This window comes from uncultured Roseobacter sp., assembly GCF_947499265.1.
GTDB lineage: Bacteria > Pseudomonadota > Alphaproteobacteria > Rhodobacterales > Rhodobacteraceae > Roseobacter.
In genome coordinates this window covers 279,993-302,954 of sequence record NZ_CANMNK010000005.1, presented here as the reverse complement: position 1 = coordinate 302,954, position 22,962 = coordinate 279,993, and the positions used below count along the sequence as shown (strand labels likewise).

Annotated in this window: 22 protein-coding genes and 1 tRNA gene; 10 read left to right on the top strand and 13 right to left on the bottom strand. The window is 58.5% G+C overall.

Annotated features, from left to right (window positions below; genetic code table 11):
• Positions 1-2 precede the first annotated feature (2 nt).
• From Q1A63_RS15620 to Q1A63_RS15610, 3 genes are all read right to left on the bottom strand, one after another.
• Positions 3-362: a group 1 truncated hemoglobin gene (locus Q1A63_RS15620; protein ID WP_298974083.1), complete on the bottom strand. Its 360-nt coding sequence runs from the start codon at positions 360-362 to the stop codon at positions 3-5.
• A 156-nt stretch (positions 363-518) separates the two neighbouring features.
• Positions 519-1,349: a class I SAM-dependent methyltransferase gene (locus Q1A63_RS15615; RefSeq protein WP_298974081.1), complete on the bottom strand. Its 831-nt coding sequence runs from the start codon at positions 1,347-1,349 to the stop codon at positions 519-521.
• 79 nt (positions 1,350-1,428) lie between these two features.
• Positions 1,429-2,274: an alpha/beta hydrolase gene (locus tag Q1A63_RS15610; RefSeq protein ID WP_298974079.1), complete on the bottom strand. Its 846-nt coding sequence runs from the start codon at positions 2,272-2,274 to the stop codon at positions 1,429-1,431.
• A 253-nt stretch (positions 2,275-2,527) separates the two neighbouring features.
• Here Q1A63_RS15610 and Q1A63_RS15605 point away from each other — a divergent pair, with 253 nt between their 5' ends.
• The 3 genes from Q1A63_RS15605 (at position 2,528) to Q1A63_RS15595 (ending at position 7,399) form a co-directional block, all read left to right on the top strand.
• Positions 2,528-4,765: an ATP-binding protein gene (locus tag Q1A63_RS15605; RefSeq protein WP_299632210.1), complete on the top strand. Its 2,238-nt coding sequence runs from the start codon at positions 2,528-2,530 to the stop codon at positions 4,763-4,765.
• Entirely contained in the window at positions 4,758-5,471 is a 714-nt protein-coding gene (locus Q1A63_RS15600; RefSeq protein WP_298974075.1) for a response regulator, read from the top strand. Before Q1A63_RS15605 ends, Q1A63_RS15600 begins: the two co-directional genes overlap by 8 nt.
• A gap of 293 nt (positions 5,472-5,764) precedes the next feature.
• Positions 5,765-7,399 (top strand): hypothetical protein, encoded by a 1,635-nt coding sequence (locus tag Q1A63_RS15595; RefSeq protein ID WP_299632208.1) that lies wholly within the window; start codon positions 5,765-5,767, stop codon positions 7,397-7,399.
• Here Q1A63_RS15595 and Q1A63_RS15590 read toward each other — a convergent pair.
• From Q1A63_RS15590 to Q1A63_RS15560, 7 genes are all read right to left on the bottom strand, one after another.
• Complete coding sequence (locus Q1A63_RS15590; protein ID WP_298974069.1) at positions 7,396-8,373, bottom strand: hypothetical protein; 978 nt, start codon at positions 8,371-8,373, stop codon at positions 7,396-7,398. The genes Q1A63_RS15595 and Q1A63_RS15590 overlap by 4 nt on opposite strands.
• On the bottom strand, positions 8,370-9,455 hold the full coding sequence (locus tag Q1A63_RS15585) for a GNAT family protein (RefSeq protein WP_298974066.1): 1,086 nt from the start codon (positions 9,453-9,455) through the stop codon (positions 8,370-8,372). Before Q1A63_RS15585 ends, Q1A63_RS15590 begins: the two co-directional genes overlap by 4 nt.
• On the bottom strand, positions 9,448-10,656 hold the full coding sequence (locus tag Q1A63_RS15580) for a hypothetical protein (protein ID WP_298974064.1): 1,209 nt from the start codon (positions 10,654-10,656) through the stop codon (positions 9,448-9,450). Before Q1A63_RS15580 ends, Q1A63_RS15585 begins: the two co-directional genes overlap by 8 nt.
• On the bottom strand, positions 10,653-11,522 hold the full coding sequence (locus Q1A63_RS15575) for a ThiF family adenylyltransferase (RefSeq protein ID WP_298974062.1): 870 nt from the start codon (positions 11,520-11,522) through the stop codon (positions 10,653-10,655). Before Q1A63_RS15575 ends, Q1A63_RS15580 begins: the two co-directional genes overlap by 4 nt.
• Complete coding sequence (locus Q1A63_RS15570; protein ID WP_298974061.1) at positions 11,519-12,472, bottom strand: hypothetical protein; 954 nt, start codon at positions 12,470-12,472, stop codon at positions 11,519-11,521. Before Q1A63_RS15570 ends, Q1A63_RS15575 begins: the two co-directional genes overlap by 4 nt.
• Positions 12,473-12,790: 318 nt before the next feature.
• Positions 12,791-13,192 (bottom strand): ACT domain-containing protein, encoded by a 402-nt coding sequence (locus tag Q1A63_RS15565; protein ID WP_298974060.1) that lies wholly within the window; start codon positions 13,190-13,192, stop codon positions 12,791-12,793.
• 36 nt (positions 13,193-13,228) lie between these two features.
• A complete protein-coding gene (locus Q1A63_RS15560) occupies positions 13,229-14,131 on the bottom strand; it encodes a LysR family transcriptional regulator (RefSeq protein WP_298974059.1) in 903 nt (300 codons plus the stop codon).
• A gap of 99 nt (positions 14,132-14,230) precedes the next feature.
• Between Q1A63_RS15560 and Q1A63_RS15555 the strand changes: the two genes are divergently transcribed.
• Both Q1A63_RS15555 and Q1A63_RS15550 read left to right on the top strand, forming a co-directional pair.
• Positions 14,231-14,539, top strand: coding sequence for a hypothetical protein (locus tag Q1A63_RS15555; protein ID WP_298974058.1), 309 nt, complete (start codon positions 14,231-14,233; stop codon positions 14,537-14,539).
• Between the two features lie 55 nt (positions 14,540-14,594).
• Positions 14,595-14,930 (top strand): nuclear transport factor 2 family protein, encoded by a 336-nt coding sequence (locus Q1A63_RS15550; protein ID WP_366524373.1) that lies wholly within the window; start codon positions 14,595-14,597, stop codon positions 14,928-14,930.
• 276 nt (positions 14,931-15,206) lie between these two features.
• Here Q1A63_RS15550 and Q1A63_RS15545 read toward each other — a convergent pair.
• Positions 15,207-15,281: transfer RNA gene (locus Q1A63_RS15545), tRNA-Gln, on the bottom strand.
• A 100-nt stretch (positions 15,282-15,381) separates the two neighbouring features.
• Complete coding sequence (locus Q1A63_RS15540; RefSeq protein WP_298974056.1) at positions 15,382-16,374, bottom strand: NADPH:quinone reductase; 993 nt, start codon at positions 16,372-16,374, stop codon at positions 15,382-15,384.
• Between the two features lie 92 nt (positions 16,375-16,466).
• Between Q1A63_RS15540 and Q1A63_RS15535 the strand changes: the two genes are divergently transcribed.
• On the top strand, positions 16,467-17,393 hold the full coding sequence (locus Q1A63_RS15535; protein ID WP_298974054.1) for a haloalkane dehalogenase: 927 nt from the start codon (positions 16,467-16,469) through the stop codon (positions 17,391-17,393).
• Positions 17,394-17,411: 18 nt separating this feature from the next.
• On the opposite strand, the gene Q1A63_RS15530 is transcribed toward Q1A63_RS15535, so the two are convergent.
• Positions 17,412-17,915, bottom strand: a complete 504-nt coding sequence (locus Q1A63_RS15530; RefSeq protein ID WP_298974051.1) for an SH3 domain-containing protein — start codon at positions 17,913-17,915, stop codon at positions 17,412-17,414.
• Between the two features lie 118 nt (positions 17,916-18,033).
• Here Q1A63_RS15530 and Q1A63_RS15525 point away from each other — a divergent pair, with 118 nt between their 5' ends.
• The 4 genes from Q1A63_RS15525 to Q1A63_RS15510 are packed head-to-tail and all read left to right on the top strand — an operon-like array spanning position 18,034 to position 22,927.
• Entirely contained in the window at positions 18,034-19,020 is a 987-nt protein-coding gene (locus Q1A63_RS15525) for a D-glycerate dehydrogenase (RefSeq protein WP_298974049.1), read from the top strand.
• Positions 19,021-19,045: 25 nt separating this feature from the next.
• Complete coding sequence (gene ggt / locus Q1A63_RS15520; RefSeq protein ID WP_298974048.1) at positions 19,046-20,824, top strand: gamma-glutamyltransferase; 1,779 nt, start codon at positions 19,046-19,048, stop codon at positions 20,822-20,824.
• Between the two features lie 26 nt (positions 20,825-20,850).
• A complete protein-coding gene (locus Q1A63_RS15515) occupies positions 20,851-22,260 on the top strand; it encodes an FAD-linked oxidase C-terminal domain-containing protein (protein ID WP_298974047.1) in 1,410 nt (469 codons plus the stop codon).
• Entirely contained in the window at positions 22,253-22,927 is a 675-nt protein-coding gene (locus tag Q1A63_RS15510; RefSeq protein ID WP_298974046.1) for a spondin domain-containing protein, read from the top strand. The genes Q1A63_RS15515 and Q1A63_RS15510 overlap by 8 nt, the downstream gene beginning before the upstream one ends.
• Positions 22,928-22,962 lie beyond the last annotated feature (35 nt).

The following is a 22,962-nucleotide window of genomic DNA, read 5'->3' as shown; positions in this document are numbered from 1 at the left end:
GATCACCTAACAATCAAGGGGCGGCGTTTCCCAAATTCCGTAACGACAATCTCAACGTCTTCGGGTGCCATACCGTGCTCAAGCAGCGTGCCGCGCAGCACGGCTTCAAGCTCATCGAAATGGGCGTCGTTGACGTCAAGATGAGAATGCAACTGGCGCAGCTGCTTGTCTGTGTAAGCGGCCGGACCACCCAGGAGAGATGCGATGAACTTGGTCTGATGATCAACGATGCGGGACATATCCACGTCGTCAAAAAAATGGCCGATCTCATCGTTGTCCAGAAGGGTGTCATAAAAAGAGAGCACGATCTTGCTGACTTTCGAAAATCCCCCGTACTTCTCATAGAGCGTGCGTTCGGCCATCAAATAATCCTTTTCAAATACAGCAAGATCAGGAGAGGTCTCCTCTGCCGAAGACTACAAATTCTCTTTGGATCAATTCAAGCCTGTCCACTACATGTTGTGGGCCGATGCCCTTCAGCTGGTGGCAGAAGGGCATCGACGACACATTCCGGTGTCTCAAAGACGTTCGAGAATGACCTCGGCATATTCGGATGAGATGCAAAGGGACTCATGTGTCGAGACATCGAACTTTTCGACGAGCGCCAGAACATCGCTGCGCAATGCCGCCTGCCCATTGGCATCAAGTGCTTCGAACGCCTTGTGCATCGGGCCGTAGAATGTGCGGAAGTAGTCCAGGAAGTGCTCTGCATCGCGATAGCGGAGCATAAAGTTCTTGCGCTGGAACGAAAGGATTTCACAGGTGCCGCCGAAGGCCTCTTCGAGCCACGCGCCGTTCCCCCACACAGCCGGTGAGTTTACACCAGCCGGCGGTGGAACATGTTTCCCAATGGTCTTGAACAGCTGACCGACGAAGCTTTCCGGTGTCCAACTGGCCATGCCGATCTTGCCACCTGTTTTTACAATGCGCTGCAGCTCTGCGGCTGATTGGTGCTGGTTGGGCGTGAACATCACCCCGAACGTGGACACGACCGCGTCAAAGGACTGTTCTTCAAATGGCAGGCTCTCCGCGTCGGCGACCTTATAGGTGACAAACAGACCTTCCGCTTCTGCGCGCCTGCTGCTGGCTTCCAAAAGGGCCTCGACATAGTCGGTCGAGGTGACATTGCAAAAGCGTCTGGCGAAGGCCAGGGTCGCGTTGCCATTCCCTGCGGCGACATCCAGAACCTTGGCGTCCGCTTTCATATCCATGGCTTCGGCCAGCTCTTCACCGGTGATCTGAAGAGTGACGCCAACTTTGCTGTAGTCCCCGGACCCCCAGGCGACATTTTGCTTCGCTTTGATGGCCGCGTAATCGGTCGTATGATTGATAGATGTTTGAATGCCCATTTTTTCAAATCCTTTGGGTGTTATGCTGGAAATATGCCAGCAGTTTCGTGGAGTGTTGCATCCGAAGAATGCGAACGGGTTATGCAGCTTCCTGACTTGGCCAACTGCAGGTCACGATTGGCCGTTCCACGGTGGCCACGTGTTCGAAAATTCTCGAATTGATCCATTCTGGCTGAAAGATCGGCGCCATATGCCCAAGTTCCGGCAGGAGGGCGATACGCGCTTTGGGAAGCGCTTTGGCAATAGCCATTGCGACGTGTTGCGCGATTTCGGGAGAGTCCAACCCCGTCATCACCAAGGTCGGTATGTCCAATCCGAACAAATCCTTCAGCGCCCAGGTTTCGGCGAAACCGTTGGAAAAATCGGTCATGATCGACGAGATCTGACCCGCAAATCTTTGCCTGGCTGAAACGGGGAGACCGTCCCAGAACCCTTCGCCATTCCAGAAATCCAGAAATTGCTTCATCCCGGCGGCGGCTGCATCATCATCCTCCCCCGCAGCCGCCGCGACCTGATCCGATATGCCTTGGATCTGTTGAAACAAGCGCTGGCTTGCATTCTTACCCTGCTTCAGAAAGTGAAAAGCAGCCGGTTCGTAGACGGTCAAGCTCTTGACAAGGTCGGGCCGTATCAGCGCGACCTTGATCGCAATGCCGCCGCCATTTGAGTGACCGACGAGGTGCACAGCACCCTCCAGTTTCTCAATTTCCTGAACGACGGCGGCAGCAGAACCTGCCGCACCTGTCCGAGAGGGGTCACTTGCCAAAGGCGCGCGACCATAGCCGGGCAGGTCAAATGCAAGCACTTCAAACCGGCCTTCGAGGTCCGCTTCGAGTTGCCGCCATTGTCCGCTGCTTGAAGCAGAAGAATGCAGGGCGACAATAGGTGCATTACCAGTTTCGGTAGGTCTAAAAGGGATCGTCATGGCGCTTACTCACTTGCGTTTTGGATGAGCAAGAACTGATGCTTCTTTGTTTCAATGGAATGTCTGAAAGGGGCGCAAAGTGTTTCAGTTGTTGCTCTGTGAAGCAGGTCACACAGAGCGCTATCCGCCCTCAAAATATGAGGATTTACGGCGGGGCCTAGTGCGAAGCAGATCGTTGTGAAACAATTGAAACACAAGATGCCGATTTTGAAATGGCACTGAAACAATGATACCCTAGACGATCAGGATGACGATGGGCATGGCGGACGATTTTAAGGAAATCGAGAGAGCGCGAGACCTCCTGCGCGATGCAATCGAGTCTCTCAAGGAGGGTTTTGCCCTCTATGATGAGGATCGCCGCCTTGTGATGTTCAACCAACAATATGCTGAGATGAACAAGGGGGTCTCCGATTTACTGAAGCCCGGTCTGGATTGGGAGATCCTGATGCGCGAGACGGCACGCAGAGGCATCTATGCCGATGCGATCGGCAAGGAAGAAAAATGGGTCTCTGACCGGCTGGCCAATGGCATTCAGTTCATCCAAGACTATGAATTGACCGAAACAGACGGGCGCACTTATCTGGTCTCGGTTCACCCCACCCGTTTGGGCGGCTTTGTTGTGACGCGTGAGGAAATCACCGACAGGAAACAAGCGGAGATCGAAGAGCGCGACGGAGATCTTCTGATCAGAAAAGTGCTGGATGCGAGCTCCGCCGTGGTGACGATGGCACGGGTTGGAGATGGGCAATTACTATACCGCACGCCCGCCGCCCTTCAGCTTTTCGGGCCTACCAAAACGGCCAGGGAGCATTACGCCCATCCAGAAGAACGGGCGGATTTTGTTACTCTGCTGCTTGCAGATGGACGGGTTGATGACTTCAAGCTTGATCTGCTGGACGCCAAAGGCAACATGTTTCCCGCGAGTATCTCTTCGCAGCTCGTTGACTACAAGGGCGAAGAGGTCATCGTAACCAGCATCATTGATTTGACCGTCCAAAAGGAAGCGGACGCCCTGATCAGGCAAGTTATGGAAGCCTATCCGGCCGCCATTAACATGACAGATGCCGAGACGGGCGAAATCCTTTTTGCAACGCCGGATATGGAAGAACTGTTCGGCCCGGCCCAAAGCTCCAGGTCCTATTATGCCAATCCCGCCGAGCGGCAGCGCTATTTGAAGGAACTGCGCCATGCCGGGTCACTGAAAGATCGGCGGATAGAATTCGTCAATGCGCGTGGACGAAAGTTCTGGGGTGCGGATTCCTCGCGCCTGATAGAGTTCAATGGTAAAGAAGTCATCGTTTCCAATACACGCGACCTGACAGACGAACTGGCCATTGAGGAAGAGCTTTCGAAACAACGCGAGATGCTGTTCCAAAATGAAAAGATGTCCGCGCTTGGTGAATTGCTCGCCGGTGTCTCGCATGAACTCAACAACCCCCTCTCTGTGGTTGTGGGTCACTCACTCATGATGAAAGAGGAGATCACCGATCCTGACCTGACCGTCAGGATTGAAAAGATCAGCAATGCGGCGGAGCGTTGTGCCAAGATCGTCAAGACATTCCTGGCGATGGCACGCCAGCAACCCAGCAAGATCGAGCAGGTCGATGTTGCGAGCGTCATTGAAACGGCCGCCGATGTGGTAGGCTATGGCAGCACGTCCGGGGACATCCGCATCAAGCAAAAGCTTCCCGTAGATTTGCCAGCAATCGCCGCAGATGCTGATCAGATTACGCAGGTCATTATCAACCTGATCATCAATGCCGAACAGGCCATGACGTCATCCGGTTGTGGTGACCTTATTGAACTGTCGGCCGAAGCACAGCCTGACAAAGGCACGGTGCAGCTGACGGTGAGAGACAATGGCCCAGGCATTCCCAAAGCCATTCGCGCTCGTATTTTCGAACCGTTCTTTACAACCAAAGAGGTTGGTGAGGGGACTGGCATTGGCCTCGCATTCTGCCACCGGATCGTTCTTTCTCATAATGGGCAGATCAGGCTCGACCAGACCGACAATTCGGGCACCTGCTTTCGGATCACACTGCCCGCCGCCGGCAATCGGAGTTCAGAAGTGGATGAGCCAGCTGAGCCGATCTCACCTTCGGTAAATCTCAAAGCCCTGGTCGTGGATGATGAGGTTGAAGTGGGTGAGTTGAACGCTGAGATCCTCAGAAGAGAAGGGTTCGAGGTTGATGTCGTTTCGTCCGGCGAAGAGGCAATGAACTGCCTTCGCACAGCAACGTACGATGTATTCCTCAGTGATCTGAACATGCCAGGTGTCGATGGGCGCCAGATTTACGACGCGCTGGTGGCCCATTTCCCAGAAATGTTGAGCAAGACGGCTTATGTCACGGGCGACACCATGGGGCAGAAATCTCTGGAATTGTTGAGGGACTCGGGCCTCCCGTATCTCGAGAAACCCGTTTCCCCTTCGGAACTTAGACACCTTGTCGGAAAACTGCTCGCCGAGCACAAGGAAACTGCAGATGGATAACCCAAAAACCCATATCCTGGTGTGTGATGATGAGGTCGACGTGCGCGAAATGCTCCAGGAGTATCTTGGCAAGCGTGGATATAAAGTGTCAGCCGCCGCTGGTGGCGAAGAGCTTCGAGCCATACTCTCTGAGAACGCAGTGGATGTCATGATCATGGATATCAACATGCCAAAGGAAGATGGCCTTTCGATCTTAAGGTCGCTCCGCCCAGAGAATACGACCCCTGTCATCATGTTGACCGCAGCAGGCGATGTGATTGATCGTATCATCGGTTTGGAGATGGGGGCTGATGATTACCTTGGCAAACCCGTGGATCTCCGAGAACTCGAAGCGCGTATAAAGGCGATCCTTCGACGAGAGGCGATCATTGGCACCGCGAAGACGGAAGATTCCGGCGAAAACCGCGCCGCCTTCGGGGACTATGTCCTGGACAAAAACGCGGCAAAGCTTCTTCAGGCTGATGGGGCCGAAGTCCCGTTGACCGCAATGGAATATAGTTTGCTCAAGGTTTTTGCGGAAAACAAAGGGCGGGTTTTGAACAGAGATCAGCTTTTGGAACAAGCACATGACCGGTCTTGGGATCCCTTCGATCGCAGCATCGATATCCGAATATCTCGCTTGCGCCGAAAACTTGAAACCAATCCCGAGAAGCCGGAGATTATCCGAACCGTGCGTGGCATCGGATACGTTTACGATCCAAAGTGACGTCTCTCGACTTGGTTTGCCGCCGCGGACTGAGCGCCGCCTACTAATTCACTGACGCAGTGGAGCTGATTTCGTTTCCTCTGACATAAACCGCAAAGCCGTCGAAGTTGGTTGGTGCGTCAGAAGCTATTCTGTATTCTTCAGCTCATTGGTTATATTCGCAAAGGTGATTTGAAACTGGTATTCACCCGAGAAGAACGGCAGCGGGAAACAGACTTGGAATTCGGACCGATCTCCAACAGCCAGGATATCAGCACACGCTCTTTGCAGTGGCTTTCGAAATCGGACATCTCATGCAGCGGATAGTTCTGGCAATTGGGGCCATCGTGGTCGTGACGGCAGCCGCGCTCTGGTTCGGGGCGCGTCATGAGGTCGGCTCGGACGCGATGCCCGCCGTTGAAGCAGACGCTGGTCCGGCGGAACGCGGGGCTGCGGCTTTTGTTGGGGCGGATTTTGGTGGATTGAGCCTGCACGCCTTGGAAAGCCACGCGGTGCCGTGGAAGCTGGTAACAGCAGCTCTTGTGTTGGAGGCCGTTGATGGAGATCCCACGCAATCGGCGGATCGTAAAACGCTAAACAATCTGCTGGCCTCATTTGGATTTCTGGTGCAGACGCGGGTTCAGAACATGCCAGAAGGCGTGTCGGATCGATCGGACGCACTGCCCTTGGGTATCACGCATGGTGTGCTGTCACCCCTGGCTGGACTGCCCGTGCAAGTCGCCAATATGGGATGCGCTGCCTGTCATGCCGGTGTCACCTATCGCACCGATGGTCAGCCCAATCCAACCGCCGCATGGATCGGGATGCCCAATACGTCACTGAACCTTGAAGCCTATACACAGGCGGTCTTTCGGACGCTCAAGGCTTATCAGGACGCGCCGGCCAGATTGATGGAGATGGTGGCAACGCTCTATCCGGAAACAGGTTGGCGCGAGCGGCAGGCGCTGCGGTGGCTCGTCCTGCTCATGGTGCGGGCGCGCCTGGATCAGATCCCGGGCGACCGTCCTTTGCCGTTTTTCAATGGTGTCCCGGGCAGTACCAACGGGGTTGCGGCGCTCAAGCATGTTTTTGATGTGCCGCTCTTTGGGGACGGTCTTGCCGATGCAGGCATCGTGTCCATCCCTGATCTGGGGCATCGGCACTGGCGCAGCAGTCTTCTGGTTGATGGCGCCTATGCGGTGCCACAGACCGAACGGCAGGCGGAGACTACAGTCGCGGATAACACAGCTGAAAAGCGGGCCGCTTTGGCCGCGATTACGACCTTCTTCACCGTGCCCAGTATGGGTGTGCACCCTAGCAAAGCCATCGAGGCCGTGCCTTTGGCCGAAGACATCTATGCATTTCTGAACAGCACCTACAGGTCGCAGCCCTTTCCAGGGGTGATTGATAATAATCTGGCCTTGGCAGGACACGCGATCTATGCCGCCGAATGTGCCGCCTGTCACGGCGCCTACGATGTCGAAAATGGGCGACCGAAGCTGATCTCCTTCCCGAACTGGCTCGGCGATGTTGGAACCGATCCGCTCAGGGCCGCGGCCTTCACCGAAGACCTTGCCGACACATTTCGGGATACGCCTTATCGCGACCAGATTGCGGTGGCGCGCACCGAGGCCTATGTCGCGCCGCCTCTGGACGGCATCTGGGCGTCGGCCCCTTATCTGCACAACGGATCGGTCCCAACGGTATGGCATCTGCTGACCCCGGATCAGCGGCCCGAGACGTTTGAAGTGGGCGGCCACATGCTCGACTTCACGCGTTTGGGCCTGCGTTTGCAAGACGGGCGATATCCGTTCGATTACGCCCCCTTTTCCAAGCCGGTCATTCTGGACACAACGCACCCCGGCCTTGGCAACGGCGGTCATGACTTTGGCGCGACACTCAGCGAGGCGGATAAAAGCGCATTGATTGAATTTCTCAAGCAGCTTTAGACGACCAGCTCGTCCAATGACCGACGTGCAGGTGGAAACGGCGCATGCTGCTGACGACGACCGATGCGGAACGCGGAGACGATGCGACGGCCCTCGGGCAAATCTGCCATCGCAGCCAACGTCTCGGCACTCGTTGGATCATCCGCCAGTGCGGCCAGAACAGCCGCCCCAAAGCCAGCCGCTTCAATCCTGAGCCACGCCCGATAGAAGGCGCGACCGCTGTCAAACGGGTCTTCACCCTCGGGGCGGTGAAACACCACAATGGCTGCCGCCCCTGCCGTCTTTTCCTCCTCAGACAGGAGCTTTTCCGCAAGCCCGCACCTCAGCAGCGGCCTGAAGCCGCGCCCCAGCACGACCTTGGCACCGATCCTGTCGAAGACCCCAAGGCGCATCGCATCCGCGTTCAACCCGTCGCGTCCCCAATCAGGGTGACCGCGCCGCAACCGCATCCACGACAGAAGCTCCGCACGAAAGTCGTCTCGTACCGTGAACGTGAAACTGGCCATGTCCAACAGTTTCGCAATGACGCGGATCGTATGGGGGCCAGTGACCGCGATGCAATCCGCGTCTGTCAGAGCCTCTGCGGTTTGCCTGTCCTCGTCTGTGGCCGTTGCGAAATCGCCGCGCCAGCTTTGTCGCGCGGCCACATGCTGGACCAGCGGATCCTCGGTGGCACCCGGGGTGAAGGTCAGGCGGGCGACGGGGCGCACATCCCCTGTGCTGTCCTCACCCACTGGGTCAAGAGAGATGCGCAAGTCCTCTTGCGCCGCAGCCATCGCCATCCCCTCAAAGGCCGCACCCAGGCTCATCGCCGCATCATGACCCGTGGGGTCTGCCGCTGACAGACGCACCCGCTGATCTTCAAACAACCAGACCGTCTCGCCCTCAAGCCGCCAGCGGGCGGGTTGCACGTTGTGAACACTGGGCGCAAGACTGGCTTGCGCCACCAGATGCCGAAAGAGATCAGGTGTCATGCAAGATCTTTCCTGAACAGGTGCAGGCGGTGCAAGGGCGTGGCCCCGATCTTGGACATCATCCTCAGGGATGCCTGGTTTTCATCGGCAATCCAGGTGATCCCAAGATGGTCGTAGCCCGCCTCGCGCAGTTGGGTCAGGGTGCGGGACAGAATGGCGCTCATCAGCCCGCGCCCATGGCTGGCTTTGACAACCGAATAGAAGATGATCACCGCGCGTTTGCGCCGCAACCGATAGCGCAGGAAATGAAACGGTGTCATCAGCGAGAACCGCGAGCGTGTCGCCTTGAGGAATCCATTCAGGTCGGGAATGCAGATGACCACACCGACAGGGGTATCACCCTGGGTCAGAACGGCGGATAGCCGGGGATCGATGATGGTTGTCATTTCGCCCGCCTGAAAGGTGAACTCCTCCGCCGTCAGTGGCACGAACATCGGATTTTGCGAAAACCCGTCGTTGAGCACCTGCCGCGCCTCTTCCATACGGGCCGCAAAGGTTTTGCGCTTGACCGGGGCAAAGGTTGTATCCGGCCCCAGCTGCGACGGCGGGATGGTGGCCCGGGCCAGATCCAATTCAAAGGTCGTCATCGGAAAGAAGGGCGCAAATCCGTTCTGGCCAAGCAAATCGGGGATATGCGGCGGGTTCACCACCATATCCGTATAGGGGACCCGGTCGAAATGATCGGTCTGCACACCCATCTGCTGCATGGCCGTGAGGTTAAAATTGCCAACGAGTTCGTTGTGCTTCCTTTCGCGCGCCCAGGCCTCGGCTCTTTGCAATAGAGCGGCGGCAATTTGCGCGTCATCATCGCAGTCGAAAAACCCAAAAGAGGCGCGGTTCGTCCCGTGCAGCTCGTTCGAGGCGGCATGCGTATGCACCACGATCCGGCCCAGCGGACGATCGCCGCGACGGGCGGTAAAATAGGTGAAGGCATCATCGCTTGGAAACAAAGGATTGGTGCCTGCCGTCAAAAAACGCTTCAGGTCCGATTTCAGCGGCGAGACATAGGGCGTGCTTGCATCATAGGCCTGAAACGGCACCTCGAAGAAAGACGGGAAATCGCGTTCAACGATCTCAACCATGTGACACGCCCCGTTCGGCCAGCAGGGTCGCAATGCGCTGTGCAATCCTCAATTCCTGTTCCAGCTGCCTCGATTGCGCGAGTGTCGGCACATTCAGCGCCATGATGCGAAACGGAGCCTTTGAGACCAGCATCGCATGGCTGGCCTCAAACTTGCGAAAGAACCAGTCGAATTGCTCAGTCAGCTGAGGGTTGTCAAGCTGGTCGAGATCGTCGGAGGACACGAGGGTTTGGCGCAAAAAATAATCTTGGAATGCCGCATCGAAATCCCCCAGACCGTCAGCGCCCAGAATCAGCGCGCCGGAGGTCAGCGCCCGCGTTTGCAGCGCTTGCAGGAACGCGCCATGCTCGTCCAGCCGCGTGTCAGCCAGAACGTCTAGAACTCGCCCGACCTTATCCGCGCGTCTGATAAGACGGGCTTGATTGAAAATCAGGGCCAGTAAACCCACACTCACAACAACCGCCATCACCTGCACTGTGGTGCGCGCATCAAGCCCGGCGAGTTCCATGATGCAAAGGGACGCAAAGACCAGGCCAACAACAAGAGCCGCCGTCGCCGAGATGACCTCCGACTGCGTTGCATCGCTGCGCCGGAGCGTCAGGCCAAGCCAGCATACTGCGAGAATGGCAATCCCCGACAGCCGTACCGGGAGGTCGAGAAACTCGGTTCGGAAATCCGTCATCGCCAGCGGCACGATCAAGACCAGAGACAGCGCCAATCGGTCGATCATGGTGTTTTCAGCGACTGACAGGCTTTGCCGGTCCCGACCCAGCACAAGGAGGGTGAGCGCGACAAAGGTCGTCACCTGAAAGACGGCCAGCGAAACGGTGGCCACAAGGGCCTGATCTGGGCCGGCGAGCATGGCCACCAACGCAAAAAGAAGCGCACCTCCAGCCGCCCAGGCTTTCAAGGCCAGCGGCGCATGGCGGCGCAGTAGTGTTTCAGTCACCAGAAGCATGGCCAGCGGGACAAGGCCAGCCACGGCAAAGGTCAGGCGTCCGATCCACTCCATACCGGTCAGCCACTGCAACAGGCGGATGGCGAGCAATGCGGCCACCACCTGAATCACAAACAAGAACCGCTGTGTGATCGCGGTGCGCGGCTGCTGCATGCGCAAAACCTGCGCAAATAGGGCCAGACCGATCAGGCTTGCCAGCGTGACGACGCTGTCGGCAATCATTTCGGGGGGAAGACCTGTCATGCCATCATACGGCGCAAAAAGCGTGTCACCACCGGTCGCAAGAGGGCTTCGGTGATTGCGCTCCGTGGGCGCTCGACCCGTGCCGCGTGCGGGTTGAAGAACCAGCCCCGATAGTCCGCCCCCGGCGGGCGGCCCAAAATGCCATTGGCCACTTCATAGGCCATCAGCATGCCCGTCGAGATTACCATCGGGGCAAAGGACATGCGGCTGCGTTTGCCTGCCGCGACCTCGCCTGCCAGATCGAGATCGATATAGTGACGCGACGAAGAATGCAGGATCACATGTGTTGCCTCGCGGAAAAAAGCTTCGTCTCGCTGATCCTGGGTCAGTGCATCCCAGGGGGTATCACCTGTGGGGTATCGCAACCGCTCTTCCGGCATCGGATCTCCCGGCTGCGTGACGTAGACTGATGGCAGCGGCGAGGCATAGGCGTCGATCACCGCCCGGTGTTCGGCCCGCGCTGTGCGATAGAGCAAAAGCGAGGCACCGAGATCATCAGTGCCATTGACGACGATTGCACTCGCAGCCGTCGCGCCTTGCACATGCGCGGGCCAATCGTCGCGATACACCGTGATCTCCATGTCGGGGTTTATTTGCAGGCATAGGTCGCGCGTCGCCTCGGCCTTGTGCTGCCCGATGGTGTCGCGAAAGGCAAAGGCCTGACGGTTCAGGTTCGATGTCTCGAATTCATCGATGTCCGCGAGGATCAGCCGCCCCACGCCCATCCGGGCCAGCGCAAAGACACAGGCGCCGCCCATGCCGCCTGTCCCGCACACAAACACCTGTGCGGCGCGCAGGGTTGCTTGCTCCTCCGGGGTGACAAAGCCGATATTGCGCGTCGTGAAAGTATCGTAGGAGAAGGTCAAGCTGGGTCCTTTCGCGGGCGCAAGGTGCCAAAGCGGCGGCTGTTGTCGAACCAGTAGATGGCGGGCAAGATCAACCGCTGCAGCATCACGGCCACAAGGGTCAAACCCACACTGGCCAGCGAGGCTCTGGGCACCGAATTCTTCAGATACCCGACTGCTGTTGCCAGATCGATCTGGCCGAGCTGTAACACGTCATCGCCCCGGTCATAGTCCAGCGTCTGCTGACAGAAGTCGTTGTAAACCTGATCGCGGTGGTGGGGGGCTTCTTCAAACGTCTTTTTCAGATCGTCCGAGCCGCCTGTATAGGCATTGGTGATCACAAAGCGATCCTCGTCAAACTCGGCATCGCCCCCGACCCCGAACACGTGTCGGTGGTCTGCCATGATCGTCCGGGCAAGCAGCAGATGCTGAAGCGACCGTTGCCTCTGCCGCCGGGGCGTCGGGAAAACACCGCTGAAGGTTTCCGCGACCATGCCGACGATGGCCGGCACCTGCGTGACATTGGAGACCCACAGCGGGCGCATCTGATTGCGGAAGAGCAACAAGATGCAGGTCAGACCATAGAGGACCCAGGACAATCCCCGGGATTGCTCCTCCGGATCGACCATAACCAGTCCCAGATGCAGAACCTCCATCGGTTCGGCCATCGTGGTGATGTCCATCAAGGCCAGCGCGTTGAACGCAACCGGCTGTCCGGTATCCTTGCGCCGCACAAGTGTGATGATCGTGGATTTCAGCCGCTCCGGATCACCCGAGAAAACGCCATAGGTCAGCGCGCCGCGCGCCAGGGTCTTTGAGGCAACCGTGATCAGGTCCTGAGACAGAGCCGCCAGCTCATCTTCTGACATCCACAGCCCAGGCCGCTCAACAATCCGCGTTTCAAACTGCTTGCCCGTCGCGAGGGTCAAATCAAGTTCTGATTGAAACAACGCACGGACAAGTCCGGACATGCACAAATCCTCAAAGTTTATTCAGCCTGCTCAAGGTCTTTCGAGGCGCTCACGCAAACCTCGGTCTTCCCTGCTTGAGTGGGAAGCAGGTCTTTGCAGTTTTATGGCTGCGGATAGGTTTGTCCAAAGGAAAAAGGCGTCGCTGCAACATTCCAAGAGGCCAGGCGACTGATACCTTAGGTATGTCCGGCTTATGCCTTACGCCGAAATGCGCTTTGACTGCTCGACGTTGCAGTCAAGATAACTCAATAAACGGCATTTGTTCCGCACCAGAAGTTCGACGGCATCGTGTGGAGGGCTGATCCGACGGTGTTTGCGTCACGACATGGAGTGGGCGAGGTTTTCCAACGCGTCAACCGCCTCTTTTTCCCGCCCGTCAGGGACAAACAAGTGATCGTGGAAAAATCCAGAAACAGGATTTACACCCATATCATGCTTTGCCAACTCAGACGCGATAACAGCCATAAACCCGACGGCTTCGAGGGAAGAATGTATGTTGAGCGTGATCATTCGACATGGAAACTCGAACCGGAGCGAATGAGCTTCGGCTTCGGATTTGAGCAGAATAAGGGTCGTGCCTTCGGCCTCCTGAAACATCATGCGGGGTGCAATGTCAGGAATAGGCTGGTGCGGCGGGCACGTGGCAAAGACGAACACGCCGTCGTGCAGCACAGCAGATAGCGATTTGATCAGCGCGTTAAGGTTTGTCTCTCCGACCATGAGTGCTCCAAATACGTTGTCTTCGGGTGTGGCGTTTCAGTAGATTGTTTTGCCTTCTTTCGCCATGTCCACGAAGGCTCTAAGCCGACGTGTCATATGCCGTTTGCTGCGGTAGTTGAGCGAGTAACGCGGCAAAGACGACAGATGTTCGCCGAGCACTTCAACCAAGCCGTCGTTCGTGACATATGGCGCTGCGATCTCCGCGTAGACATATGCGAGGCCAAGTCCGTGGCGCGCGTAGTGCAAAAGGGACCGCATGTCGTTCGCGACCAGTCTGGGCTTCGGCTGCATGGTGAATGGTCCGTCGGGTCCAGTGAAACCCCAAGGGGCATGATGCCCTCCGGCCCCGAAGGCATAGCAAATCGCGTCGTGGTCCAGAACGTCGCGCGGTTGTTGTGGAACACCCTTGGTTGCAAGATAGGCCTGCGATGCCACGATGCTCATTGACAGCTCAGGACCAACGGCAACCGCATGGGTGTCAGGGTGAAGCAACGTGTTTGATCGGATGGCTGCATCAATGCCCGATGTCAGCAGATCAACCTTTTTGTCGTCATAGATCAGCTCGAGATCGACCGCCGGGTAGGCGGCAGCAAACCGGGCAACTAGATCATCCAGAAAAAACGGTCCGGCGCTGTAAGGGGCAGACAGGCGCAGCGTGCCGTTGATTTCATCCTTCTGATCGTCGAGATCGCGCATTGCGCCCTCCAGCTCTGCTATTGCCGGTAAGCTGCGCGCATAGAACTGCTCCCCGATTGGGGTTAGTGCAACCGATCGCGTGGAACGCTCAAAGAGACGCACGCCAAGCCTGTTTTCAAACCGCTGAATAGCTTCACTCACCGACGCCGGGGCCTGATGAAGGTGTTCGGCAGCAGCGCGGAAACCACCGCTGCGGGCAACTTCGACAAAGACGCGGATATCTCCAAAATTACTTCTGCTCATTGTTCGATAAATCAATCACTGCGTTAGGATAAGTGCGGGTTATCCTTACGGTAGCGATGGCCTAGCTTCATGACAAGTCGCAATCATGAGGAAGGCACAATGCCTAATATCACCGAGATTTTCGTCCTGAAGATGAAAGAGGGCGCCGAAGTTGATGCCATCCGCGAGGCGGCCCGCGCTGACTTTGTCGCACTTGAAGGTGTCACATCCTGGGAAACCTTGGTGACGACAGACCCGTCTCGCCAGACACTTTACGCGGATATTTTCACCTTCCCTGACTACGAAACGGCAAAGCGGGTGACACCCCAATTTGCGCAACGCCCCGCGACAAAAGCCTTCCTAGGGAAGATCGAAGAAATGATCGTGGGCCAGTTTTTCACATCCTACCAACCCAAAGCATCGGAGTAAGACCATGACTGAACGCGAAGAAATCGAAGCCATCATCAACCAGTGAAATGGCGGCCTGGACGATGGCGACATTGAGCAGATGGTCAACACGTGCCACCCGGACGTCATGACGGTCAATGAACGCCAACCTGTAACCGTGGGCACCCAAGCCATTCGCGACAAATACAATCCGCGCATTGCAGCCGCTGAAATCACCTCCGGTTATGACATCGAAGACCTGCAATTTTATGGTAACACTGCCGTGGTCTGTGGTCGCTTCTACGGAACCATGAAGATGCGCGATACCGGTGATGTCCGCAGCCCTGAAGGCCGCCTGGTGCTTGTCTACAAGCGCGACGAGACCGGTGCGTGGAAGATGATCCTCGACATGGACAACAACGGGCCTTCCTAAATCCTCCCTTGGTCGCGTCGCTTAACTCTGCAGTTTTCGTTGCGAGCGATGCGCCTCTGGAGCTTGCTCACTTCAAACCACCACCTGTGTAGATGCCAATTGCTGACAAGCGCATATGAACTGGGGCATTTCTTCAGAACGGGTTGAACGTAACTGCAAGGGCGCAGAAACGCCCAAAATCAATTAAATTGATACGAAATTGCGTTCATACCCGACAAAAGTTCCAAGTCTCGCGGGGCAAGTTGCGATTCACATCGGACGGCATACAGAATTTTTTGGCTGGGATGGTAGGATTCGAACCTACGGTACACTGTACCAAAAACAGTTGCCTTACCACTTGGCTACATCCCAACGTGTCGCGGTAATTAAGCCCCTCTGACCGGACGCGCAAGACCCGTTTTTGACAAAAATTGTGCATTTTCCGTTAATCCTACCAGCCAATGCGCTGCTCCTAGCGGGTGACGTCGATCAGAACCGCGCCTTGCCGGCCCCCTGTTTCGACGGCCTGATGGGCCTTTGCCGTGTCGGCGAGCGGATAGGTTTTGTCGACTGGACAGTGCAGCGCATGGGCATCTAGCGCGGCGTGTAGACGTGCAATCGCGCTGTGGCGCTCTGCCGAAGGCAGCAGGTAGATCAGCGCAATATCGATTGTCACGGCCTTGAACAGGAGCTGGTAAAACGGGAGGCTTGGGGTCATGTCCTGCGCTGATCCGAAAGCCGCAATGACACCATTTGGCGCTATGACTGCAGTGTCCGTTTCGATGTTTCGCCCGAATTCCACTTCGACGATGCGCTCAACCTGTTGTCCGCCATTCGCGGCTAGAATCTGATCTGAAAGGTCTGGCGTGGCGTAATCCAACACAGCGTCGGCGCCAGCCTCTGCGCATCGCGCCATACCCGCCCCTCTGGCCGTCGCAATCACTCTTGCACCGCCCCATTTTGCGAGCTGTACAGCCAGGTAGCCAACGGTGCCCGCGCCGCCCTGCACGAGCACGGTTTGGCCAATGACCTCGCCGCTGCCAAAAACGGTGTGGACCGCGGTCAGTCCTGGAATGCCCAAGATCGCCCCTGTTTCAAGGCTGATCTGGTCGGGGAGTGGGACCGCTTGATCTGCTGGTAAGGTGATGTGCGTCGCTGCGGTGCCAAATGCGCGTTGCCATTGGCCGTTCCAGACCCAGACGCGTTCCCCGATGCGCGCCGGAATTACGCCAGGACCAACCGAAGCAATGACGCCCGCACCGTCGCTGTGCGGCACAACCTTTGGGAAGGGCGGCTTGGTGCCCCCCGGGCGCGATCCTGCGCGGGCTTTGACATCCGATGGGTTGACCCCGGAAAACGCCAGTTCAACGCAGACCTCACCCGGGCCAGGCCCCTGTTCGGGCAGATCCGATAGCTGCAACACCTCTGCCGCCGCGCCAAACCGATCATAACTAATTGCACGCATTGCGAAGCCTCTTTGTATTCAGGGTCATTCAGCGCTACCCTAGGGTGAATTACACGGAATACCATCGGGTATTCACGGGATGGGATAGGGTCATGAAAGTGCTGCGAACGCCCGACCACCGTTTTGACGGGTTGGTCGATTTCCCCTTTGAGCCGCATTACCTGGGCATTGATGACACCGAAGGCGGCGCGCTGCGGGTGCACTATCTGGATGAGGGGCCTTCTGCCGTGGCGCCGGTTCTGCTGATGCATGGAGAGCCGACCTGGTCCTATCTCTACCGTCACATGATCCCGGTCTTTACGGCGGCGGGTCACCGGGTTGTGGCGCCGGATCTGGTGGGGTTTGGTCGGTCCGACAAGCCGATCAAACGCGAAGATTACACCTACCAGCGGCATGTCGACTGGATGTCTGATGTGCTGGATCAGCTTGATCTGCACCGTATCACGCTGGTCTGTCAGGATTGGGGTGGGCTGATCGGATTGCGGCTACTCGCACAAATGCCGCACCGGTTCTCGCGCCTTGTTGTGGCAAACACGGCCCTGCCAACCGGCGATCAAACCCTTGGAGAGGCCTTTGCATCCTGGCGCACCTATTCGCAGGAGGTCGACGAATTCCGTGCCGGACGCATTGTCTATGGCGGCACGGTCAGCAAATTATCTGAGGCTGAAATCGCCGCATACGATGCGCCGTTTCCGGATGAGACATATCAGGCCGGTGCGCGCCAGTTTCCCATGCTGGTACCAGATCGGCCGGATGACCCGGCGTCGGAGGCCAACCGCCGCTCCTGGGAGGTTTTGCGCACTCTTGAGCTTCCGGTGCTCACGCTATTCGGCGCTGAGGACAGAATCATGGCGGGCGTGGACCGGGTGTTTCAGACTGAAATGGTCGGCGCTGCGGGCCAGCCGCATAAGGTCCTTCGCGGTGCCGGGCACTTCCTGCAGGAGGACGTCGGACCGGAACTCGCGCGTCTGATCAACACATTTATCGCGTCGAGCATTGCCGCGACCGGGCATGGTTAGCGCGGCAATGCAGGTGGGTTATTCCCGGATCTCGTCCGGTGCCACCCCCCAGAGGCGGGACTTCGGGGCCCATCCCCGATAGCCGCCGGAACGGAGCTGGCACCATTCCGGACCGCACTTCCCAAGCCGGGCAATCACCCCAAGCTCAAGGGCCGCGGCCACCGGCGCTTCGGCATCGGGACGCACGTGGATTGGCAGCATATCCTTTTCCACGATCACCGTGCGCACGCCGGACAGCAGGGAATAATGCACCCATCCGCCCTGGCCATCGCGATCCTCGACGCGGCGCCAGTGCCCGTGTTCCGCAACGATCTGCAGGGGCATGTCGCGGTGTTTGAAAACCCAGTCAATGCGGTGCGTCAGCGAAGGGCCGCGCCGCACGTTTCCCTCGGTAGCTTTCATCGAGACATAGCGTGGCAGTGGCAGATTCGTAACGGGGCCCGTGTCGCGCGCAAAACCCGGCGAATGTGTCACCGCAAGCAGGAGGCCCCCAACGAGGGCTGCAAAAAAGGTTTTGGTCATGACAGTGCCCGTTATTCGTATTTTGCCCGATTGAATGCGCGAGGTTCTTGTGCCTCGTCGCCATCTCAGCCACCATGCCATGAAAAGGGTGGTTGCGCCAAGTCCGGGGAGGCCCAAAATGCCAAAGCCTAAGCTGAGTGTTGTCGTTACGCGACGGTTGCCGGAAGCGGTAGAGACGCGCCTGTCTGAGCTTTTCGATGTAAAACTGCGCGATGACGACACGCCGATGAGCCGCACCGATCTGGTCTCGGCCATGAAATCCGCGGACGTGCTGGTGCCGACGGTGACGGACGAGATCGATTCTGCCCTGATCGGGCAGGCGGGCGACCGTTTGAAGCTGATCGCGAATTACGGGGCGGGGGTCGACCATATCGATGTTTCCACCGCCCGTCAGCGCGGCATTCTGGTGTCGAACACGCCCGGTGTGCTGACCGATGATACCGCCGATATGACCATGGCGCTGTTGCTGGCGGTGCTGCGCCGGATGCCCGAGGGGCTGAATGTGATGCAATCCGATGGCTGGGATGGCTGGGCGCCCACCGCGTTTCTGGGCGGTCGGGTTGGCGGGCGCCGGCTGGGCATTCTGGGCATGGGCCGGATCGGGCAGGCGGTTGCACGCCGGGCGGCGGCCTTTGGCATGCAGGTGCATTATCACAATCGCCGCCGGTTGCGTCCCGAAGTGGAAGAGGCGCTGGAAGCCACCTATTGGGAGAGCCTCGATCAGATGGTTGCCCGCATGGATGTGATCTCTATCAACTGCCCGGCGACGCCCTCAACGTTTCACCTGATGAACGCCCGTCGCTTGAAGCTGATGAAGCCCGAGGCGGTGATCGTGAACACCTCGCGCGGTGAAGTGATCGATGAAAACGCGCTGACGCGCATGTTGCGATCAGGTGAGATCGCAGGCGCCGGTCTCGATGTCTATGAACGCGGAACCCATGTGAACCCGCGTCTGCGAGAGCTCGAAAACGTGGTGCTGCTGCCGCATATGGGCTCCGCCACCCGCGAGGGACGGATGGAGATGGGCGAAAAAGTCATCATCAATATCAAGACCTTCGACGACGGCCACCGACCACCGGATCAGGTTGTGCCGTCCATGCTATAACCCCAGCTTTCAGATTGGAGAGACCATGCGACTTTTCTTGACAGGACTGGCCCTTTGCGCCGCGACAACCGCAGGTGCACAACAGGCCGCGGACGCGGTTCAGCCGGAAGCCGCAACACAGGGTGCGTTTCAGGCAATCTCTGAAGATGTTGCCGCGGCGCTGGAGGCAAAATTTGCGGGCACGCCGGTTGAGGCGCAAGAGTGGATGGTGGCTGCAGCCAACCCCTGGGCGGTCAAGGCGGGGGCCGATGTGCTAGCCAACGGTGGCTCTGCTGCAGATGCGCTGGTCGCTGTGCAGGCGATGCTCGGTCTGGTGGAGCCGCAATCCTCCGGCCTCGGCGGCGGGGCGTTTCTGGTCTATTTCGACGCGGCAACGGGCACGCTGACCACCTTGGACGGGCGTGAAACCGCGCCTTTGGCAGCCACGCCGCGTCTTTTTCAGGACGGCAGCGGGGAACCGCTGAGCTTTTATGATGCGGTTGTCGGGGGCTTGTCGGTCGGCACGCCCGGCACCCCCGCCTTGATGGAAGACGCGCACGTGCGCTGGGGCAAACTGCCCTGGGCGGAGTTGTTGGCGCCTGCCATTGCACGAGCTCAAGAAGGGTTCGAAGTCTCGCCCCGTCTTGCAGGTTTGATCGAAGGCGATGCGGAACGCCTGGGCCGTTTTGCGACCACGTCTGAGTACTTCATGCCCGGGGGCACGCCGCTTGCAGCAGGCGATTTGCTGAAAAACCCGGACTATGGCGCGACCCTGCAAGCCATGGCAGAGGGTGGTACGCGTGCCTTCTATACCGGTGAGATTGCCGCTGATATCGTGAATACCGTGCAAACGGCTGAAGGCAACCCCGGCGTCTTGTCCACGCTTGATCTGGGCATCTATGCGGTCAAGGAACGCGCGCCGGTCTGCGTGACCTATCGCGCACATGATGTTTGCGGCATGGGCCCGCCGTCTTCCGGGGCGCTGACGGTCGGGCAGATCCTCGGCATGCTGGACAATTACGACCTGAGCGCTGGTCCGATGGACATCGAGGTCCGCCGCCTGATTGGCGACGCATCGCGCTTGGCCTTCGCGGACCGGGGCCGCTACATGGCCGACAGCGATTTTGTGCCGGTGCCGACCAAGGGGCTCTTGGACACGATGTATCTTGCGGGGCGTTCCGCCCTGCTGGCGGGTGATGACGCGCTGCCCGAAGTGACCCCCGGCGCGCCGGAATTCGACCATGCGCTGATGTGGGCGGATGACCAGTCGATTGAGCTGCCCTCGACCTCCCATTTCGTGATCGTCGATGCAGAAGGCAATGTGGCCTCCATGACCACGACCATCGAAAACGGCTTTGGCAGCCGCCTGATGGTGCGGGGCTTCCTTCTCAACAACGAACTGACCGATTTCTCCTTCCGCTCGCATGTGGATGGCGTACCGATTGCCAACCGGGTTGAGCCGGGCAAGCGCCCGCGGTCCTCCATGGCACCGACCATTGTGATGAAAGACGGTGCGCCGGTCCTGACCATCGGCAGCCCGGGCGGCAGCCGGATCATCGGCTATGTCGCGGAAAGCATCATCGCACATCTCGATTGGGGGCTGGACGTACAGCAGGCCGTGTCGGTGCCGCACGCGGTCAACCGCTTCGGCACGTATGATGTGGAGGAAGGCACCTCCGCCGAGGCTCTGACCGAGGGGTTGACCGCCCTGGGGTACGAGGTCGGCAGCCGCGCCTTGACCTCCGGTCTGCATGCGATTTCGATTGGTGAGGGGCTCAAGGGTGGCGCAGATCCCCGCCGAGAGGGTATTGCGCTGGGTCAATAGGATCGGTCGCGCTGGGGAGGCAAACTATGGTGTATCACGCGACGTTGCCGCGCAACGAGACCGGTATCGAAACCGTTCTTGGCGTGCTGAAACAGCAATTCGGCGAGCGGTTCCAGACCGGGCAGGCGATCCGGGAACAGCATGGGCACACGACAACATGGATCGAAAACCAACCCCCTGACGCCGTTGTCTTTGCGGCCAGCACGCAGGAGGTGTCCGATATCGTTGCCGCCTGTGCGCAGCATCGGGTCCCGGTGATTGCTTACGGGACCGGCACCTCGCTGGAGGGTCATGTGAACGCACCCGCCGGGGGTATCTGTATTGACGTCAGCCAGATGGACAAAGTGCTGGAGGTGAATTCGAGCGATCTTGACTGTCGCGTGCAGCCGGGCGTCACGCGGATGGCGTTGAACACGCATCTGCGGGATCAGGGGCTGTTTTTTCCCATCGATCCGGGCGCGGACGCCTCTTTGGGGGGGATGGCCGCAACGCGCGCGTCAGGCACCAACGCCGTGCGCTATGGTACAATGAAAGACAATGTGCTGGCCGTGGAAGCGGTGATGCCCGATGGCAAAATCATCCGCACCGGCACCCGCGCGCGCAAGTCTTCTGCGGGGTATGATCTGACGCGGCTGTTGGTGGGGTCAGAAGGCACACTGGGGATCATTACCGAGATCACCTTGAAACTGCAGGGCATTCCGGAGGCCATCAGCTCCGCAAGCTGTTCCTTTCCGACGGTGGATGCTGCCTGCCAGACGGTCATGGCCGTGATCCAATATGGGCTGCCGGTCGCGCGGATCGAGCTTTTGGATGCGGCAACCGTCGGTGCTGTGAATGCCTATTCCAAGCTCGACCTGCCCGAGACACCACTGTTGCTGCTGGAGTTTCATGGCACAGAGGCGGGGGTGGTGGAACAGGCCGAAATCTTTGGTGCTTTGGCGGAGGATCACGGCGGCCAGGGTTATGCGGCGACAACCACCACAGAGGAGCGCAACCAGCTCTGGCAGGCCCGCCACGATGCCTATTGGGCGATGCTGCAGGTCCGCCCGGGTGCGAAGGCCATTGCAACGGATGTTTGTGTCCCCATTTCCCGGCTGGCCGATTGCGTTGGTGCGGCACAGGGCAAGGCAGAAGAGTTGGGGCTGGTTGCGCTGATTGTCGGTCATGCCGGTGATGGGAATTTCCACGTCACCTTGCTGGTGGATATGGAGAATGCCGAGGAGTTGGAGAGTGCCACGCTGTTCGTGGGCTGGCTGAATGAAGTGGCCATCAAGATGGATGGGACCTGTACAGGCGAGCATGGCATCGGGCAGGGCAAGAAGAAATATCTTGTGCAGGAACTGGGTGGCGCGACCGACGTCATGAGCGCGGTCAAACAGGCCTTGGACCCCAAGGGCATCATGAACCCTGGCAAAATTCTCTCCCCTGATGACTGAGCCCAAACCGGTCTCTTTCAGATCTGCGATGACGGGCATGCTTGTTGCTGCCTTGTGGTGTTGCACAACCGCTGCTTCGGCGGATGAGGTGGTGTACGACGTCAAGGTCACGTTGAATTGGTCGGAAGACACAGCCCTTTCTCCGCCAGACGATGCCCATTGGTCCCGGTTGATCGCTTTCGCACATTCGGGTCGCTACACCCTGTTCCGGGATGGGGATACCGCCTCCAGCGGTCTGGCGCTGGTCGCGACAAACGGGCGTGTGACGGTCTTGGAAGCTGAGGTGGCGGAGGCCGCGCGCCGGGGCCGCGCCGCTGCGCCCGTCATCCTGCCGGGAACCGACGCGGGACGCGGCACATTTGAATTTACCCTCGCACTGTCGGAGAAACACGATCAGGTTTCATTCGCGACCATGCTGGCGCCCAGCCCGGATTGGTTCAGCGGTGTGAGCAATGTCTCCCTGAAGATCCCGGAAGGCTGGCGTGAAAATCTCACGGTGCCTCTTTGGGTCTGGGATGCGGGGGCGGACAGTGGGCAGACCTACAGCGGGCCCAACCTGCCCACGCAGCCGCGCCAATCCATCAGGCTCCTGACCCACCCCGCGTTTTTGCAAGCCGACGGGTTGCGCCCGATCGGGCGCGCTGTTTTTTCCAGGGTGTCGCCCTAGGCAGTCGCATTTTGCCGAAGCGCGGCGTGGGAAAA